19 protein-coding genes are annotated in these 18,196 nt (G+C 59.3%); 9 read left to right on the top strand and 10 right to left on the bottom strand.

The window, feature by feature from the left end; genetic code table 11:
* The first annotated feature begins 88 nt into the window (after window positions 1-88).
* Window positions 89-2,065 (top strand): TadE/TadG family type IV pilus assembly protein, encoded by a 1,977-nt coding sequence (locus ACODTY_RS05230; RefSeq protein ID WP_488993230.1) that lies wholly within the window; start codon window positions 89-91, stop codon window positions 2,063-2,065.
* Between the two features lie 134 nt (window positions 2,066-2,199).
* Complete coding sequence (locus tag ACODTY_RS05235; RefSeq protein WP_488993231.1) at window positions 2,200-2,697, top strand: CAP domain-containing protein; 498 nt, start codon at window positions 2,200-2,202, stop codon at window positions 2,695-2,697.
* A gap of 39 nt (window positions 2,698-2,736) precedes the next feature.
* On the opposite strand, the gene ACODTY_RS05240 is transcribed toward ACODTY_RS05235, so the two are convergent.
* The 3 genes from ACODTY_RS05240 to ACODTY_RS05250 form a co-directional block, all read right to left on the bottom strand.
* Window positions 2,737-4,269, bottom strand: coding sequence for a DHA2 family efflux MFS transporter permease subunit (locus ACODTY_RS05240; RefSeq protein WP_488993232.1), 1,533 nt, complete (start codon window positions 4,267-4,269; stop codon window positions 2,737-2,739).
* A 74-nt stretch (window positions 4,270-4,343) separates the two neighbouring features.
* Window positions 4,344-5,513, bottom strand: a complete 1,170-nt coding sequence (locus ACODTY_RS05245; RefSeq protein ID WP_488993233.1) for an HlyD family secretion protein — start codon at window positions 5,511-5,513, stop codon at window positions 4,344-4,346.
* On the bottom strand, window positions 5,510-5,989 hold the full coding sequence (locus tag ACODTY_RS05250; RefSeq protein WP_488993234.1) for a MarR family winged helix-turn-helix transcriptional regulator: 480 nt from the start codon (window positions 5,987-5,989) through the stop codon (window positions 5,510-5,512). Before ACODTY_RS05250 ends, ACODTY_RS05245 begins: the two co-directional genes overlap by 4 nt.
* Window positions 5,990-6,367: 378 nt before the next feature.
* Between ACODTY_RS05250 and groES the strand changes: the two genes are divergently transcribed.
* Together groES and groL are read left to right on the top strand one after the other, a co-directional pair.
* Window positions 6,368-6,664 (top strand): co-chaperone GroES, encoded by a 297-nt coding sequence (gene groES / locus ACODTY_RS05255; RefSeq protein ID WP_056244141.1) that lies wholly within the window; start codon window positions 6,368-6,370, stop codon window positions 6,662-6,664.
* A 67-nt stretch (window positions 6,665-6,731) separates the two neighbouring features.
* Window positions 6,732-8,381 (top strand): chaperonin GroEL, encoded by a 1,650-nt coding sequence (gene groL / locus ACODTY_RS05260; RefSeq protein ID WP_488993235.1) that lies wholly within the window; start codon window positions 6,732-6,734, stop codon window positions 8,379-8,381.
* A gap of 498 nt (window positions 8,382-8,879) precedes the next feature.
* Here groL and ACODTY_RS05265 read toward each other — a convergent pair whose 3' ends face one another.
* Together ACODTY_RS05265 and ACODTY_RS05270 are read right to left on the bottom strand one after the other, a co-directional pair.
* The gene (locus tag ACODTY_RS05265) at window positions 8,880-10,253 is read right to left on the bottom strand and encodes a PleD family two-component system response regulator (RefSeq protein ID WP_488993236.1); all 1,374 of its coding nucleotides are present in this window, start codon (window positions 10,251-10,253) and stop codon (window positions 8,880-8,882) included.
* 34 nt (window positions 10,254-10,287) lie between these two features.
* Complete coding sequence (locus tag ACODTY_RS05270) at window positions 10,288-10,644, bottom strand: response regulator (protein ID WP_082549745.1); 357 nt, start codon at window positions 10,642-10,644, stop codon at window positions 10,288-10,290.
* A gap of 257 nt (window positions 10,645-10,901) precedes the next feature.
* On the opposite strand from ACODTY_RS05270, the gene ACODTY_RS05275 reads away from it, so the two are divergent.
* Genes ACODTY_RS05275 through ACODTY_RS05285 form a run of 3 tightly spaced genes read left to right on the top strand, consistent with a single transcriptional unit; the run spans window position 10,902 to window position 12,462 of the window.
* Complete coding sequence (locus tag ACODTY_RS05275; protein ID WP_488993237.1) at window positions 10,902-11,201, top strand: DUF3572 domain-containing protein; 300 nt, start codon at window positions 10,902-10,904, stop codon at window positions 11,199-11,201.
* Window positions 11,198-11,851: a hypothetical protein gene (locus ACODTY_RS05280; RefSeq protein WP_488993238.1), complete on the top strand. Its 654-nt coding sequence runs from the start codon at window positions 11,198-11,200 to the stop codon at window positions 11,849-11,851. Before ACODTY_RS05275 ends, ACODTY_RS05280 begins: the two co-directional genes overlap by 4 nt.
* Window positions 11,848-12,462: an HD domain-containing protein gene (locus ACODTY_RS05285; protein ID WP_488993239.1), complete on the top strand. Its 615-nt coding sequence runs from the start codon at window positions 11,848-11,850 to the stop codon at window positions 12,460-12,462. Before ACODTY_RS05280 ends, ACODTY_RS05285 begins: the two co-directional genes overlap by 4 nt.
* Before the next feature lie 21 nt (window positions 12,463-12,483).
* Here ACODTY_RS05285 and ACODTY_RS05290 read toward each other — a convergent pair whose 3' ends face one another.
* The 3 genes from ACODTY_RS05290 to ACODTY_RS05300 are packed head-to-tail and all read right to left on the bottom strand — an operon-like array spanning window position 12,484 to window position 14,429.
* Window positions 12,484-13,254, bottom strand: coding sequence for an alpha/beta fold hydrolase (locus tag ACODTY_RS05290; RefSeq protein ID WP_488993240.1), 771 nt, complete (start codon window positions 13,252-13,254; stop codon window positions 12,484-12,486).
* A gap of 18 nt (window positions 13,255-13,272) precedes the next feature.
* Window positions 13,273-13,809: a DUF192 domain-containing protein gene (locus tag ACODTY_RS05295; RefSeq protein ID WP_488993241.1), complete on the bottom strand. Its 537-nt coding sequence runs from the start codon at window positions 13,807-13,809 to the stop codon at window positions 13,273-13,275.
* 23 nt (window positions 13,810-13,832) lie between these two features.
* On the bottom strand, window positions 13,833-14,429 hold the full coding sequence (locus tag ACODTY_RS05300) for a cold-shock protein (RefSeq protein ID WP_488993242.1): 597 nt from the start codon (window positions 14,427-14,429) through the stop codon (window positions 13,833-13,835).
* A gap of 205 nt (window positions 14,430-14,634) precedes the next feature.
* Between ACODTY_RS05300 and ACODTY_RS05305 the strand changes: the two genes are divergently transcribed.
* Complete coding sequence (locus ACODTY_RS05305) at window positions 14,635-15,075, top strand: VOC family protein (RefSeq protein WP_488993243.1); 441 nt, start codon at window positions 14,635-14,637, stop codon at window positions 15,073-15,075.
* Between the two features lie 11 nt (window positions 15,076-15,086).
* On the opposite strand, the gene ACODTY_RS05310 is transcribed toward ACODTY_RS05305, so the two are convergent.
* Together ACODTY_RS05310 and ilvA are read right to left on the bottom strand one after the other, a co-directional pair.
* Complete coding sequence (locus ACODTY_RS05310; protein WP_488993244.1) at window positions 15,087-15,638, bottom strand: DUF1697 domain-containing protein; 552 nt, start codon at window positions 15,636-15,638, stop codon at window positions 15,087-15,089.
* On the bottom strand, window positions 15,635-16,891 hold the full coding sequence (gene ilvA, locus ACODTY_RS05315; RefSeq protein WP_488993245.1) for a threonine ammonia-lyase IlvA: 1,257 nt from the start codon (window positions 16,889-16,891) through the stop codon (window positions 15,635-15,637). Before ilvA ends, ACODTY_RS05310 begins: the two co-directional genes overlap by 4 nt.
* A gap of 189 nt (window positions 16,892-17,080) precedes the next feature.
* Between ilvA and ACODTY_RS05320 the strand changes: the two genes are divergently transcribed.
* Window positions 17,081-18,175 carry an alpha/beta hydrolase gene (locus ACODTY_RS05320; protein WP_488993379.1) on the top strand — a complete coding sequence of 365 codons (1,095 nt, stop codon included), beginning with the start codon at window positions 17,081-17,083 and terminating at the stop codon, window positions 18,173-18,175.
* Window positions 18,176-18,196 lie beyond the last annotated feature (21 nt).

Genomic DNA, 18,196 nt, shown 5'->3' on the forward strand with positions numbered 1-18,196 from the left:
AAATCAACGCTCCGTTAATACCTGTCTTTCAGCATTTGCTGGCAGAATGGATGCCTGACATCTCCATCCGGCGGGGGCCGTGATTATCATGCTTGCATCCTGGCGTGCGTTCTGGAGCGACACGCGCGGTCACTACGCTCTCATGACGGTAATCGCCATGGTTCCTATCATGGGCGGGATTGCCCTTGCGGTAGACTATAGCGAAATGGTGCGGCAGAAGCAGCACGTCGCCAATGCGCTCGATGCCGCCAACATCGCTACAGCCAGGCGTATCGTAGAGGGAGCGACGGACGATCAGCTGCGCGCCTACGCGCTCGACTTCTTTCACGCGAACCTTAATGGCGTTAATCCGGCCGATACGACATTGAGCGTCAAGCTGCCCGACAGCACCGTGGGCGGCGGTACACTCAAGCTCGTCGCCAATCTGAACTACAGGCCCTACTTCTATCCTGCTTTCGCGAAAATGATGAAAGAGGATACCGAGACGGTGAATCGGAAAATTTCCGTCGGCGTCGATTCGGAAGTGCGCCTGAAAAATACGCTGGAAGTTGCGCTCGTTCTCGACAACTCCGGCTCCATGACCAGCTACGGCACGGGTTCGGGACAGCGGCGCATCGACCTGCTGAAGGATGCAGCCAAGCAATTAGTCGACACGCTGGCGCTACAGGCAAACCAGATCAAGCAAGTGGAAAAGCCTGTACAATTCGGGCTGGTGCCATTTGCCGCGTCGGTGAATGTCGGGCCGCAAAACGACAGCAGTTCATGGATAGATATTGCCGGCCTGTCGCCAGTCCATAACGAGAATTTCGACTGGTCGACCCTCTCGGCATCGGACAAGCGCGCATCCAAGGACGGCTTCGGTATCTGGCGCAAGGTGGGTACCGGCTGGGGTACCGAAGAAGGAGAAATGCTCACGCGCTTCTCCCTCTACAAGGACATGAAGGTGGTCACCAGCCATGAACGCGTCGTGGCCAGCGAGCGAGTGGTCTGTGACGAGTATCGCTCGAACAACACCTGCAAGCGCAGTCACAAAGAGTATGACTACGTAGACACTTACGGACCATTTGCCAGTTGGCAGGGCTGCGTCGAGGCCCGCCCCTATCCTTACAATGTCGAAGATACGCCGGCGTCCGGTGGGCCTAACAACACGGGTATCGGCTTTGGTGATCCGGCGACGATGTTCGTGCCGATGTTTGCCCCAGACGAGCCCGGCAACCACTGGAAACTGACCCAGGACCCGGACGAGGCCACACCAAAAACATATAGCGCGGCCAATAGCTGGTGGAACGATGACCCTTCCAGCGGCACCGGCAAAACGCGCCAAAGCAACATGGCCAAATATTTCCAGTCGCGGTCCTACGACGCCCCGGTCTTGAAAGCGGGCGCAGGTCCCAACTACAGCTGCACGACCAAGCCGTTGACGCCCCTTACCGACGTCACCACGCCCGAGGGTCTGGAAACGATCAAGTCTGCAATCGACGGCATGGCGGCAAACGGCAACACGGATGTTCCTGAAGGCATGGCTTGGGGTTGGCGCATCTTGTCCCATGGCGAGCCGTTCACGCAGGGGCGGTCTGAAGCCGAAAAAGGTAACGACAAGGTCGTCATCGTGCTGACCGACGGCGAGAACACCTATTCCGCGCCCGGTAACGATCCTGCGGGCAACAAATCGACCTATGCTGCCTATGGCTACACCGGGGTTGGCTACAACGGCACCGCAACGACACGTCTGTTTTCAGGCACGTCCAGCGCCATCGGTGCTCTCAACTATTCCAGTAGCAACTATACCAACGCACTGAACGAACAGATGACCAAGCTTTGCGAAAACGCGAAAGCGGGCAAGGTCATCGTCATGACCGTTGCACTTGACCTTTCGACCAGCAATACGAGCGAAAACAAGGCGATCGAAGCGCTGAAAGCCTGTTCATCGGAATCGCGGTTCCGCAAGGATTCCGCCGATCCAAGCAAACCTGCAAAGCTATTCTGGAACGCGACGGGCGCGTCGCTAGCCAAGGATTTCGAAGAAATCGGCAACGAACTGTCGAACCTGCGCATCATTAGCTGACCCAACGCCGACAACTGGCGTCGGTGGCCGCCACTATAGGCCGAGCAGTTACCTTCTTTCCGCCCTGCCCGGCAAAAGCCACGATCGCTTGTCTATCAAGCGGGATGAAAATCAACTGCTTCGATACTGAACCTATGGATTCCGAACCGGCTTTTAGCCGAGATCGCCGCACGTTTATCGCCGGCAGCGGCCTATTGGCCCTGTCCGCGCTCGCTGGTTGCGGCACGACGATGTCGACAGGTTCGGGTGCCGGCGCCTCCAGTTCCGCTGTTGGCACGTTAGCCGGCATCCGCAGCGCAGCGAACTTATCCAGGCTTGCTCCCAACAGCCAATTGGAGCGGGCAGCGCTGCAGCAGGCGGGCTATATGGCCAGCGCGAAGCGCATGACCCATACAACTGGGTGGGGCAAGGATTTTGCCTCGCGAGTGAACGGAAATCATATCGAAGGTGCGGCCGCCGAAAACATCGCCGAGGGGCGCATGGACATTCACAGGTTGTTCGAGATGTGGATGAATTCGCCGCCGCACCGTCGCAACATCCTGGACGCGCGCTTCACCCGTTTCGGACTTGCCTATGTCAGCAACGCCAAAAATCCGGACTGGCGCTATTGGGCGCTGGTGCTGGGCAAATAAGACGGTAAGGACACCAAGCCCTACTGCCCTACTCCTACATCAATCCATATGTGCGGCCTGCGCGCCCGGAGCCGGAGCATATTGCGGACGGCGCAGCAGGAATACGAGCGGCAGCGCCAAAAGCGTCACCAGCATCATCAGCTTGAAGTCGTCGACATAAGAAATCATCAGCGACTGCACGTTGACGAGGCCGTTAAGCTGCGAAAGCGCAGTGGGATCCCCCTGTGCCGCGCCAGGTGACGCGATCCAGAGGTTCGGGTTGTACGGATTGATCTGAGCCGACAGTTCGCCGTGGTTGATCTGGGCGTTGCGGGTCAACATCACAGTCACGATCGAGATGCCGATGGACGATCCGATATTGCGCACCAGACTGAACAAGGCGGTGGCATCGGTGCGGAACCGTGCATCGAGCGTTGCAAACGCGACCGTGGACAGTGGCACGAACACCAACCCAAGCCCCAAGCCCTGAATAACACCGGTGGTCAGGATCGGCCAGTCATCCATCTGCGGCGAGAAGCCTGACATATCGTAGAGCGAATAGGCCGTCAGAAGCAGGCCCGTCACCACCAGCATGCGCGGGTCGACGACACGGACAAGGCGGCCCACCAGCAACATCGAGATCATGGTGCCAACGCCGCGCGGCGCCATCACCATGCCCGTAGTGATGGTCGGATAGCCGAACACGACGGAAAGCATTGGCGGCAGCAGAGCAAGGCTGGCAAGCAGGATGACGCCTATCACGAAGATGAAGACAAGACCGGTCGCGAAGTTGCGGTCGAGGAATATCCTCGGATCGATGAACGGATGCTCAGCCGTGACCGTGTGAATGACGAACACCCAAAAGCCGGTCAAGGCGAGACCGAACTCGATCCAGATTTCGATCGATGAGAACCAATCGACCTCTGCTCCACGGTCAAGCATCAACTGCAACGCGCCGACGCCAAGCGAGAGCATGGCGAAGCCGAAGAAATCGAACCCGCGCAGCCGCTTGGCAACGCTCGGCAGATAGGCCGCACAGCCGAGAAAAGCGACAATGCCCACGGGCAGGTTGATGAAGAATACCCAGCGCCAGTTGAAGCTTTCCGTCAGCCAGCCGCCAAGGGTCGGGCCGATGATCGGCCCCACCATGATGCCCGCGCCCCAAATGGCCATCGCCTGCCCGTGACGCTCGCGCGGATTGATGTCGAGCAGGAAGGTCTGGGAAAGCGGCACGATCGCCGCGCCGAAGACGCCCTGAAGCAGGCGGAAGGCCACCATGCTTTCCAGGCTCCAGGCGGCGCCGCACAGCATCGAACAGATGACGAAGCCTACGACCGACACCAGGAAAAGCTCCTTGCGGCCAAGCCGGTCCGACAGCCAACCCGTGACCGGCGTCATGATGGCGGCCGCCACGATGTAGGACGTAAGAACCCAGTTGATCGTATCCTGCGACGCGCCCAGGTCGCCTGTCATCGACGGCAGGGCGACGTTGGCGATCGTTGTGTCGAGCACCTGCATGATCGTCGCCAGCATGATCGAAATGGTGATCAGGCCGCGATGCGGCACTTCGCGATGGGTCTCGCCCTGTGACATGGGTTCGAGCTTCCGAAACTACGTGAATATGAAATCAGGCAAGCCGAACCGTGGTCGGTGCGGCCTGCCGTTGGTTATTCAGCCGCGACCGCGTGTCCGAAGACACTCGGAAGTCCGCGCGACACGCCTGTGTCAACGCTGACCGTCGCGCTCATGCCGGTTCGAAGCGCCAACTTGGCATCGTCATCCGTGAGCTTGATGCGCACTGGAATACGCTGGGTAACCTTCACCCAATTGCCGGTGGCGTTCTGGGCCGGCAACAGGGAGAATTCGGCGCCGGTGCCCGCGCCAATCGCTTCCACGGTCGCCTCGAAAGTGCGGCCGGGATAGGTGTCCAGCACAACTTCGGCCTTCTGGCCCGGCTTCATATGGGTAAGTTGCGTTTCCTTGAAGTTCGCATCGATCCATGTGTCGCCTGTTTCAACCAGCGCAAACAAGGGCGTGCCGGTACCGACAAACTGCCCGATCTTGAAAGACGACGCCTGATAGACGACACCATCAGCGGGCGCGCGCACTGTTGTCTGGGCAAGATCGTAAGCAGCTTTGTCGCGAGCGGCGAGTGCTGCCAGTACCGTCGGGTGCTGGTCGGTCTCGATATCGGGATTGCCGCCAAGTGCTGCTTTTGCGCTGACAATACCCTGCTCTGAAGCAGACTGCTCCTGACGCGCCTTGTCGAGGTCATTGCGCGCCTGATCGAGCGACGACATTGCGCTGATGCCCTTCTTCGACAAATCGGTTGCCCGGTCGAATTGCGACTGCAAATAGTCCACCTCGCTCGAAGCGACACGCTCCTGCGACATGGCCTGGTTGTAGGCGGCACGCAACTGCTCGACGTTCAGCCTTGCACCTGCAACCGCCGCCTCGGCTTGCGCCAGTGCAATACGGTAAGGTGCCGGGTCGATGGTGAACAGTTCGTCGCCCTTCTTGACCGGCTGGTTGTCGTTGACATCGACTTTGACGATGCGTCCAGCGGCATCGGCCGCAATGGACACGCGCGCCTGCCGCAGATTTGCGTTTTCGGTTTCCTGATAGCGGCCGCCGGTCACCCACACATAGCCGCCGCCCACAGCCAACAGCACAGGCAACGCGAACATCAATACGAAGCGATTGGACATCCTGCGCTTGGCCTTTGCCGGAGCCGGCTGTGCCTGCACTTGTGGTGCAGGGGTCGTGGAAATCTGGTTAGCGGGAGCATCCATCTCCAGCTTCGTCGCATTCTCGTCAACTTTCGTCACAGCGTTCATTGTGCGGTGCTTTCCAGTTTGTTTGTTTGCCTGCACAACGCGGTCTCGTCGTCGGAGAGATTATCGACCAGCGTTCGCAATCCTTGGATAAGAATGCGCCTGTCTTCACCGGACATGCCGGTCAGCGCTTCCTCGTAAACTTCACCTGCAAGGCTTTTCACCTGGGCATAGGCCTGGCGCGCCCTGGGCGTCGGGAAAATCATACGTACCCGGCGGTCAGATGCGTCGGCGCGGCGTTCAATCCAGCCCGCCTCTTCCATGCGATCAATCAACCTCGAGACGCTGATCGGCTCAATTTCAAGAAGTTCGGCCAGCCTTGCCTGGGCAACGCCTTCTTCCTTCGTGACCCTGACCATTAAGCGCCATTGTGCCGCCGACAGGCCCAAATTGCTGGCGCGCGCCTCGAATCGCTTGCGCATCAAACGCGCCGCGTCGTGGATCAAAAACCCCAGTCTGTCTGTGCCTTCGGTAACCATGAGCGCGATATATAATAAGCGTGCTTATCTTTCAAGATGCTGCGGCGCACAATTCCAAAAATAGTCGGCATGGCCGGTGCGCTGTCGAACTCGGCGTTGCCCCGACATGGAGTGACCATCGACACCGCCTAGCATCTCTGGTGGACGTAATTTTTCTGCGTAGTAACGGAATGCCAAGGACACCATTCCTCGAAAATGCGGATTGGCAGTCAAGTTCGGCTTAAAATTCGACGCCTTCGGCTTGCCGCTCCTTGACTCTGGTCGGGGGCCTGATTATCTCACCGCCACGTTAGCACTCGACTATTGCGAGTGCTAACCAATGTCCGGCTTCGCTGGACGGAGGAAATCGTTTCTCATCACTGTCATCGAGGAAATCAAATGGCAAAGTCGAAGTTCCGCCCGCTTCATGACCGTGTGGTCGTTCGCCGGGTCGAATCCGAAGAGAAGACCGCTGGCGGCATCATCATCCCCGATACCGCCAAGGAAAAGCCGCAGGAAGGCGAAATCATCGCCGTAGGCTCCGGCGCTCGTGACGAAAACGGCAAGCTCGTTCCGCTGGATGTCAAGGCCGGCGACCGCGTCCTGTTCGGCAAGTGGTCCGGCACCGAAGTCAAGCTCAATGGCGAAGACCTTCTGATCATGAAGGAATCCGACATCATGGGCATCATTGGCTGATCACCCTGCCCGTATTTGAATAGAAACCGGCAATCAGAATTTCGGGCGCAAAGCCCAGGAGTAAGAAATGGCTGCTAAAGACGTAAAATTCTCCCGTGACGCCCGCGAGCGCATGCTGCGCGGTGTCAACATCCTCGCCGACGCGGTGAAGGTCACCCTCGGCCCCAAGGGCCGCAACGTCGTCATCGACAAGTCCTTCGGCGCTCCGCGCATCACCAAGGACGGCGTTTCCGTCGCCAAGGAAGTCGAACTGGAAGACAAGTTCGAGAACATGGGCGCCCAGCTCGTTCGCGAAGTCGCTTCCAAGACCAACGACAAGGCCGGTGACGGCACCACGACTGCTACGGTTCTGGCCCAGGCAATCGTTCAGGAAGGCCACAAGGCCGTTGCCGCCGGCATGAACCCGATGGACCTGAAGCGCGGTATCGACCTGGCCGTGGCCGAAGTCGTGGCCGACCTCATCAAGAAGGCCAAGAAGATCAAGACCTCCGAGGAAGTTGCCCAGGTCGGCACGATCTCCGCCAATGGCGAGACCGAAATCGGCGAAATGATTGCCAAGGCCATGCAGAAGGTCGGCAATGAAGGCGTCATCACCGTCGAGGAAGCCAAGACCGCCGACACCGAGTTGGAAGTCGTCGAAGGCATGCAGTTCGACCGCGGCTACCTGTCGCCTTACTTCGTCACCAACCCCGACAAGATGGTTGCTGAACTCGAAGACGCCTACATCCTCCTGCACGAGAAGAAGCTTTCGAACCTCCAGGCCATGCTGCCGGTGCTCGAGGCTGTTGTGCAGACCTCCAAGCCGCTCGTCATCATCTCCGAGGACGTCGAAGGCGAGGCTCTCGCTACGCTCGTCGTCAACAAGCTGCGCGGCGGCCTGAAGATCGCTGCCGTCAAGGCTCCGGGCTTCGGCGATCGCCGCAAGGCCATGTTGGAAGACATCGCCATCCTGACCGGTGGCCAGGTCATCTCGGAAGACCTCGGCATCAAGCTCGAGAACGTCGGCCTGAACATGCTCGGCCGCGCCAAGAAGGTGTCGATCTCCAAGGAGAACACCACCATCGTCGACGGCGCCGGCAAGAAGGGTGAGATCCAGGGTCGCGTTGCTCAGATCAAGCAGCAGATCGAGGAAACCACTTCCGACTACGACAAGGAGAAGCTGCAGGAACGTCTGGCCAAGCTGGCCGGTGGCGTTGCCGTAGTCCGCGTCGGCGGTTCGACCGAAGTGGAAGTGAAGGAGAAGAAGGATCGCGTTGACGACGCGCTCAACGCAACCCGCGCCGCGGTCGAGGAAGGCATTGTCCCCGGTGGTGGCGTTGCTCTTCTGCGCGCTTCCTCCGCGATCAAGGCCACCGGCGCCAATGCCGACCAGGCCGCTGGCATCGCCATCGTTCGCCGCGCCCTGCAGGCTCCTGCCCGCCAGATCGCAGCCAACGCCGGTGCGGAAGCCTCGATCGTTGTCGGCAAGATCCTTGAGAACAAGGGCGCGACCTTCGGCTACAACGCAGCCAAGGACGAGTACGGCGATCTGATCGCACTCGGCATCGTCGACCCGGTCAAGGTCGTTCGTACGGCCCTTCAGGACGCGGCTTCGGTTGCCGGTCTGCTGGTCACCACCGAGGCCATGATTGCCGACGCTCCGAAGAAGGAAGCTGCTGGCGGCATGCCTGGCGGTATGCCAGGCGGCATGGGCGGCATGGGCGGTATGGATTTCTAAGAAGTCCGAACCGTTAGCCAAAACTATTGAGCTCAAGCCCGCTTCGGCGGGCTTGAGTTTTTTTGTGGCCAAGCTGCTTGGCAACCACCAGGCCGAACGACGAGCAACAGGCAATCTGTCGCGCGAAAGGTCACTCAAACCGGGATCGAGCTATCCGCAGCAGCGGGTACCTCGTTTCCATTCCTAGCGGAGAATAGTGATACGGGGGCCGGTCGGCGATTGGCAGCGGTACGAGGAGGCCACTATGTGCCAGCGCCGGCCGGCCGACCCCACGGACCCAGGAGATGCGGCGGACCTGAGCATCATGGGGTATTCTTCGAACAGTTCCGGAATTCACCTCGCCTCGGAACAGTCCTCCCAATGGCATGGACAGTTGCGCAAGAGCTTAGGAAAATCAACAGTTTCTTAACCAAGCTTCGGGGATCGCTTGGATTAAGGTAAATTCATAACCATTCTGAATTGACGAGCTAAATCTGTCGGTTGACTTGGCTTAAGTCTTTAAGCTGCCTTTGCAACCACGCGATTGCGACCGCCGCTCTTGGCTTCGTAAAGCGCCAGATCTGCGCGCTTCATCAGAGCCTCGACGCTGTCCGCGCCCTTGAGAAGCGATGAGACGCCGACGCTCACCGTGACATTGATCGACTTTCCATCCTTGCCTACCGAGAAAGGCAGATGCGCAACCTCTGCACGAATACGCTCAGCCACTTTCTCTGCGACTGGACCGTCAGTGTCGGGCATGACGATGACGAACTCCTCGCCTCCGAAGCGGCATGCCAGATCGATACCGCGCACGTTCTGGCGCAAGCGCCGCGCGAACTCTTTCAGCACATCATCCCCGCCATCATGGCCGTATGTATCATTGACGGATTTGAAGCGGTCGAGATCGGTTATCATGACGGACAACGGTCTGCGGCGCGCAACCGCGCGGTCGAACAACGTCTGCAGATGGCTATCCAGATATCGCCTGTTGTGCAGGCCGGTCAGCGGATCGGTCACCGCCATCTCGATTGTCTGCGTGACGCTGGCGCGTAGCTGGTCATTGTAGCGCTTGCGGCGAACCTGCGTGCGCAGCCGCGCCGTCAGTTCATGCGGATCGATCGGCCGCACGAGATAGTCGTTGATGCCGAGCTCCAGACCACGGATGACCCTGTCTTCCTCACCGGCATCCGCGACAAGGATGATGGGGAGGAAACGGGTCCTGTCGAGCGAGCGCAACTGCGAGCAAAGACGCAACGGATCAAAATCGGCAAAGCCGGTCGAGATCATCACGCATTCGTAGTTGGAGTCCGCCGCCTGGAAGAAGCCGGCGTGAGGATCCGTCGCGACATCAAGCTCGACGGAGCCGCGCAGCATCGCCTGGATGCGTTCAAACGACGCCCGGCGTTCATCCACCAGAAGCACCTTCGGAGACTCTTCTTGCGAAGGGAAATTGCGCCCCAGCAATTCTTCAATGCCGATATTGCGGGTCGTCGCCGCTCGAAGACGCAGTTCATCGGTCAACATCTTGAGCCTGACGAGACTTTTCACGCGGGTCATCAACTGCAAGTCGTTGACTGGCTTCGTCAGGAAATCGTCAGCTCCCGCTTCCAGTCCCCTCACCCGGTCAGTCACCTGGTCGAGCGCGGTGATCATCACGATTGGAATGTGGGAAGTGGCGGGATCGCTCTTCAGGCGGCGGCAGACTTCGAAGCCGTCCATGTCCGGCATCATGACGTCCAGCAGGATGACGTCGACCTTGCTGGTCTCGCAGGTTTCGATTGCCTCCGGTCCGGAGCTTGCCTTCAAGACCTCGAAATATTCGGCCAGCAAGCGAACTTCGAGCAGCTTCACGTTCGCCGGAATATCGTCAACCACAAGAATACGGGCAGTCATCTGAAACGCCCTTCGAATATGAAACGTGCAATCATCAGGCGTCGCCCAGATAGGATTTGATGGTCTCGATGAAACGCGGCACGGAGATCGGCTTGGAGATGTAGGCCTCGCAACCTCCCTGACGAATGCGCTCCTCGTCGCCCTTCATGGCGAAAGCGGTCACCGCGATGACCGGGATGACGTGCAGATCGTCGTCCTCCTTCAGCCACTTGGTAACTTCCAGCCCCGACACCTCGGGCAACTGGATATCCATCAAGATAAGATCAGGCCTGTGGGTGCGTGCCAATTCCAGCGCTTCAAGGCCATTGCGCGTGCGCACGGTCTCGTAACCGCTGGCCTCAATGAGGTCGCGAAAGAGCTTCATGTTGAGCTCGTTGTCTTCGACGATCATCACTTTTTTCGGCATTGACTTCCCGTCCCGATTGCCATTCGCGAGAGCAGCAACCGCCATGCGTCCAGCCGGAACGCACCAAACCCGGTTGCTACACTACCGCAAGATGATTGACGAAACGGAAATCAACCGTTCGAAAAACATCCACACCCGGCTGGCCGCTGATTTGGGTCTTGCTGCAACTTGCCGCGGGCGGCAGATGCGACTACTTGCCGGGAGACTCAAGACTCCCAATCCCGATCATGGGAAAGGTAACGATGCCAGACAACGCGTCAAGACAACAGCAAGCGGAAGCCGTCGCCATCAAGGCGCTGGGCTTCATTGCCGCCGACCCCGAACTCCTGCCGCGTTTCCTTGCCATTACCGGCATAGAGGCGTCTTCGATAAGGCGTGCGGCTGCCGAACCCGGCTTTCTCGCCGGCGTCTTGCAGTTCATCCTGGCGCATGAGCCGACGTTATTGCGGTTCGCAGAGGAAACCGGAACCCCTCCAGCTTCCGTTGGAGCGGCACAGAAACACCTGCCGGCAGGCGACGACAGATATGAGAGTTCGACATGAGCGATGATCCCGAGACAGCACGCCAGATTGAAGAACTGGCTTCCGACGACAGGCCCTTGCTCATTCTGGACGTCGACGACGTCGTCCTCGAATTCATCCGTCCGTTTCCCCGCTTTCTTGAGGAACGCGGCTTCGGGCTGACCTTTTCCTCCTTCCGCCTCACCGGAAATATCGCCGAGCGCGCAAACGGACGTCTGGTCGACCAGAGCGAAGTCTGGGCGCTTCTCGATGAATTCTTCGAAGACCAGGCCGCATGGCAAGGCATCACCGAAGGCGCTGCCGAAACCTTGTCGGGCTTTGCCGGTCAGGCCGAGATCGTCCTGCTGACGGCCATGCCGCACAGGCACCGCGCCACACGCCGCGCCCATCTTGATGCGCTCGGCCTGCCCTACCCGCTGCTCACCACCGAAATGGCGAAGGGTCCCGCCGTGGCCAAGCTGCGCGGCCCGCGCGGACGCCCGATCGCTTTTGTCGACGACCAGCCGCCAAATCTTGTCTCGGCACGCGAAGCCGTGGCCGACGCCCATCTCTTCCACCTGATGGCCGACAACAGCCTGCGCGAATTTCTGCCGCCTCTGCCGGGCGACATCAACGTCGTGCAGGACTGGCACGACGCAGCTCCCAAAATCGCCAGAGTGCTTGGCCTGTGACGGCAGCCGGTGCGCCTCCTGTCGACGAAGCACTCAAGCGAGAGCTAACCGCGCTTTATCGGAACGGCAGCCGGCACTACCACGGCATCGAACACATCGAAGCTCTGTTGGCACTGGCAGAGGAATACCGGCCCCTGTTGTCGGATCTGCAAGCCGTTGAAGCGGCGATCTGGTTTCATGATGCGATCTACGACAGCCAGGCAAAAGACAACGAGGAACAAAGTGCCGACCTCGCCCGGCTACGCCTCTCCGGCAAATTGGAAGCGACGCGTCTGGACCGGATCGTCACGATGATCCGTGCCACGGCAAAACACGAGTTGCCGCGTCTCGAAAGCGCCGCCGCGTCGCGAGATGCCGCGCTGTTCCTCGACATGGACATGTCCATCCTCGGCGCCGCGCCTGACGTTTTCGACAGGTATGAGGCGGCAGTCCGGAAAGAATATGCCTGGGTGCCGGAGGCGGCATGGACTGCCGGACGAAGTGCTGTCTTGCGCTCTTTCCTCGATCGGCCGTTTATCTATCTAAGCGTGGAATTTCGCGGCCGGTTCGAGGCGCAGGCCCGCGAAAACATCAGCCGGTCCCTGTCCGCCCTTGAGCGTACAGGCTCCTGAATTTCAGTATCTTACCACGGTCTACTCAAGCGGATTTTCCGCGTAGAACTCCAACACGCGCTGCTTGAAGCTCTTGTCGCCCACCGCGAGCATATGGTCGCGACCGTCGATGTGGAACGCCGTTGCGCGTGGCATCAAAGCGGCGAGTTCGTCCGGTGAGCCGCCAATGTCGTCCTTGGTTCCAACTGCAATCAATGTGGGCTGAGTTATCCGCGCAACCTGGTCTTCCGTCAGCAATTCCCGCGATGTGGTTATGCAGGCGGCCAGTGCGCGCCGGTCGCTCCGGGTCTGGTCGGCAAATGCGCGGAACGAGCGCCCGCGCGGGTGCGTCGTTTTCGATGGATCATCGGCCAAAAGTGCATCCGCAATGGGGTCCCATTCGCCGACACCATCCACCATGCCGATGCCCAACCCGCCAAACACTAGCGTCGCCACCTTGTCCGGCTCCGCAAGAGCAAGAAACGCGGAGACCCGCGCGCCCATCGAGTAACCCATCACATGGGCGCGTTCGATGCCAAGATGTCCAAGCAGCGCTGCCGCATCCGATGCCATCTTGTCAGGCGTATAGTCGGCCTCCTCATAGCTCTTCGATGAAGAGCCATGTCCGCGATTGTCGAAGGCGATGGCGCGGTATCCAGTATCGTTGAGCGCCTTGAACCAACCCGGCGAAACCCAATTAACATAGTGGCTCGACGCAAACCCGTGAATGAGCAGCACGGGATCGCCCTTCCCTTTTGCCGGCTGGCGATCGAGGAAAGCGAAATCAAAACCGTCATGATTGAAGAACTGCATCGAGATATTCCGTAGCGATCAGTTGCCGGTTGGCGCTTCGCTGGGCATCGGCGCATCAACGATCATTCGATGTTTTATCAGATCGCCGTCCGAAATGCCTTGTTTTGCGGCGGTGCCAGCCTTGAGTTCAAGAACGTAACGCACCGGCTCGTCTGGCGATATGGCTGCCTCCGAATACGGCTCCCCCGGCAGGATTGCCTTTATCTTGCCGTCCGGCCCGATGAAGAGCAGGTCGAGCGGCATTGGCGTGTTCTTCATCCAGAAAGCCAGTTGGCGCGTTTCCTCGAAAACGAAAAGCATACCGCGATCGTCGGGCATGGTTTCGCGAAACATCAGGCCTGCCGCACGCTCCTGCGGTTCGTCCGCGATTTCAACGGTGAAGGTCCGCTCTCCGTTCGGCGTCACCGCCACCAGCGCGGCGGGATCGGCGGGAAGCATCATCGCTTGCCCGTCAGCGACCCCCGGCTGTTGTGAAAACAGGAAAAAGAGGACGGCCAAAAGGGTCGCGCATGCGGCCAAGGCCCAGCTCGCCAGTGGCCAACGCTTTACGAACATTCGGTAATCCTCGGTTCGGTACGCTAATGCGAGACCGGCAAGGTACCCATATCGGGATGAATTTCGGCAGCCATAAGGCCTTTGTCGCCGCGACCGAAGCGAACAAGGACGACCTGCCCCGGCCGAAGCTCGGTCACGCCGTAGCGGCGCAGGGTCTCCATATGCACGAAAATATCTTCAGTGCCCTCGCCGCGCGTCAGGAAGCCGAAACCCTTGGTGCGGTTGAACCACTTTACCAGCGCGCGCTCGAGCCCGCTTTCCGGCGTGACAGCAACGTGGGTGCGCTGCTCCTGCATTTCCGCTGGATGCACAGCCGTCGAAATATCGATGGAAAGGACACGGAATGCCTGCAAGCCACGCTCGCCCTGCTTCACCAGGCAAACCACGCGCGCGCCCTCAAGAGCAGTCTGGAAGCCGTCCCGCCTGAGGCAGGTCACATGGAGAAGGATATCGCCGGACGCGCCGTCGTCGGGCAGGATAAAGCCATAGCCCTTGGCAACGTCGAACCACTTGATAGCGCCCGAAACCTCAACGAGGTCAACGGAGTCAACGCTCTCATCGCGCTTGGCGGCATCGCCAAGGATGTCATCCCGCCCCGCGATAGAGGCCTTTTCCCCCATAAGAATGCCCCCTCTTGCCGAAAACACCGCTACTGATTCTTGCCAGAAGAATAACATTGCCACTTCGATGGTGCGCAAGACCTGACGTGCCTTTTTTCACGGCTCATCCGCTCGACCATGCAATTTGGCTGACTTGGTCGCCAACCGTTCCGATTGCAGCCCACCGGCGCACTGCCTATGTTGGGCACCTCGCCAGGAGAACCAAATGCGTTATCTGCACACCATGATCCGTATCACTGACATTGATGCCTCACTCGACTTTTTCTGCAACAAGCTGGGCCTCAAGGAAGTGCGCCGCTTCGAAAGCGAGCAAGGTCGCTATACGCTGATTTTCCTCGCTGCTGCGAATGACGAAACAACTGGCATCAACGACCGGGCGCCACTGCTCGAGCTTACCTACAACTGGGACCCGGAAGAATACAAAGGCGGCCGTAATTTCGGTCATCTCGCCTACGAAGTCGATGACATTTACGCAACATGCCAACAGTTGATCGACAAAGGCGTCACCATCAATCGCCCGCCGCGCGATGGCAACATGGCGTTCATCAAATCGCCGGACGGCATTTCCATTGAGCTTTTGCAAAAGGGCCCCGCCAAACCTAAGGCCGAGCCATGGGCTTCGATGGCCAACACCGGAAGCTGGTAAGACGCGATAGCTTAGCCAAGCGCCTCGGCCATTTTCCCTAGCGCTTCCATCGTGCGCCAGTTGCGCGCGGTGGAAACCGTGCCGAGAATACGGTCGATGACCGGCGGCAGCTTCGAGGTTCTGAAGTTGTCTGGCAGGTGCAGATAGAGAACCTCGTCACGAACCAGCAGGTGTTCCCCGCTGGCCGCACGGGCAAGCAAAGCGTCAACCGCGGCTTGTTCGGGCTTTTTGGCCAGGATGAACACATGCAATGTGGTCGGGCGATCGACAGCGTCGGGAAAAGGATTTCCCTTCAGGATGCGCCGCCAGTCGCGGCGTTCGACCAGCATGATATCCTTCTCGAAACCAAAATCGCGTGCGGCGATAGCGGCTATTTCTGCCTTCGTTTGCTTGGGCGTCAGTGACGACGACAATATGGCGTTGCCGCTGTTGATGTAGGTCGCAACACCCGCAAATCCGGCATCGGTCAGCGATTTTCTGAGCGGCGCAGTTGGCAGTTGCGTTGCCCCGCCAACGCCGCGGAACAGCACGATGAAGACATTTCGCCCTGCCTTGCCGCTCATATGATGAAGGCCGCCAAAGTCTCGTTTTCCGTAATGTCCTGATATTGCACGCCTTCCACGTCAAACTTCGCCTTGAGCAGGTCGAAATTGCGACGATCCTTGGTTTCGATGCCGATCAGCACCGATCCAAAGTTCCTGGCCGACTTTTTCAGATATTCGAAACGCGCAATGTCGTCGTCCGGCCCGAGCATTTCGAGAAAATCCCTCAATGCGCCCGGCCTTTGCGGGAAACGAATGATGAAATACTTCTTCAGGCCGCCGAACCGCAGTGCTCGTTCCTTCACATCCGGCAGCCGCTCGAAATCGAAATTGCCGCCGGAGACCACGGCAATGACGGTCTTGCCCTTGATGTCCTTCTTCTGAAAATCCTTGAGCGCGTCGATAGCCAGCGCACCGGCCGGTTCCAGCACAACGCCTTCCACGTTCAACATCTCGATCATCGTAGCGCAAAGCCTGTTTTCCGGCACCAGGCGTATCGCGTCGGAAGGAAAATCCTTGAGCAGGCGGAAGTTCTCGCGGCCGATCTCGGCCACAGCCGCACCGTCGACGAAATTGTCGACCTTGGCCAGCTTGACGCGCTTGCCTTCACCCAGGCTGCTCTTGAGGCTTGGCGCGCCTGCCGGTTCGCAGAAAACAAAGCGAGGATGTCGATCTAAATCTTTGAAATACTGGGTAATGCCCGCCGCCAGACCACCTCCGCCGACAGGCAGCATGACGATATCCGGCTCCTTTGCTCCGGCCATCTGCGCAAAGATTTCATGAGCGACGGTCGCCTGCCCCTCGATGATGTCACGATGGTCAAAGGGCGGCACCATGTGAGCGCCGGCGCTTTCCGTGAAATCCAGCGCCGCACGGTAGCAGTCGTCGAAAAAATCCCCAACCAGCCTGATTTCCACGAAATCGCCACCAAACAGGCGGGTCTTGTCGATCTTCTGCTGCGGGGTTGTCACCGGCATGAAAACCACGCCCTTTCGGCCAAAGTGGCGGCAGACAAAGGCGAACCCCTGCGCGTGGTTCCCTGCCGAAGCGCAAACAAACAATTCGGCCTTGTTGCCTGCGGCAAGCGTCTTGCGGAAAAAGTTGAAGGCACCCCGGATCTTGTAGGAGCGCACGGGGGTCAAATCTTCCCGCTTCAGGAAAATTCGCGCGCCGAACTTTCGCGACAGATAATCGTTCTGTTGCAACGGCGTCTCCGGGAAAATCCCGCGTATGGCCGTCGCGGCGGTGGCAACCCTGTCGGCAAAGCTGGTCATTTTTTGGTTCCGGTTGATAGGCATCGTTCCTGCCGTCATTTTGGTATTTGCGCAACACCGCAGCAGTTCTCTAACTCTCTCGGGCCGGTTTCGAGCCGGCTCGACTTACTTCTGCCGCACTCTGCACGTGGTGAGGCATTGTCTGGTGCGATCTACATCGCCAAGCCCATCGCCGAACTGGAATTTGCCGTGCCTTTGAAGACCATCCTTGCAATTGCTCTCGCACTTCTCGTTGCCGGTTGCGCCGGTCGCCAGCCGCAGGAGATCCTCGGCAGCGCCATGGTGACGGCATCGGTCGCGGATATCTCCGGCAACCATTCCATCTTCATTGCCACAACCCGCAAGCGCGCCAGCGACCCGAGCAAGGTGTTCGACGGCGAGCGTTCAGCCACGCTGAACTACGCACGCGTCAACGTCACGGTGCCGAAGATACACGAGGTCGGCCAGATCGAGCGGCGCAAGCGCGGCAAGTCCGATGATCCTTCGAAATACTTCATGGCCTCGGAAGCGATCGGCTACGACACCGCACCTCAATTCTCGTCTGCCCTCAATGCCGATATCGCGGCGCGCGGTGGCCGTGTCATGGTGTTCGTCCATGGCTACAACACCAGCTTCGACGCGGCCGTCTATCGCCTGACGCAGATCGCGCACGATTCCGGCTATCCCGGAACCCCCGTGCTGTTCTCTTGGGCGTCCGGCGGCTCCACCACCAGCTACGTCTACGACAAGGAAAGCGCCAGTGCGGCCCGCGACCAGCTCGAGGTCACGCTGCGGCTGCTGGCGCAGTCCGGCGCACGCCGCATCGACATTGTTGCCCACTCCATGGGCACATGGGTGACCATGGAAACGCTGCGCCAATTAGCAATCACCGGCGACCGCGATCTCAGCGGCAAGCTTGGCGACGTGGTGCTGGCTTCGCCCGACATTGACGTCGACGTCTTCAAGAGCCAGATGCGGCGCTACGGCAAGCCGGACAAGCCTTTCATCCTGCTTCTGTCCGAAGACGATCGGGCGCTGCGCTTGTCCGGCATCCTCGCAGGCTCGCGTCCGCGTGTCGGCGACTACAAGAACGCCGCCGACCTCGCCGACTACGGCGTAACGGTGATCGATCTTTCCAGCGCCAAGGCTACCGACAGCTTCAATCACACCAAATTTGCCGACAATCCGGTGCTTGTTAAGATGCTCGGCCAAAGGCTTCGCGAAGACGACGGCTTCGCCAGCGACCGGGACGTGACCGACCGCATCAACCAGCTAAGCCAGCAGGTCCAGGCCGGCCTGCTCTAAGGTCGCCAGTTCGACACGGGC

Source organism: Mesorhizobium sp. FG116 (assembly GCF_057809835.1).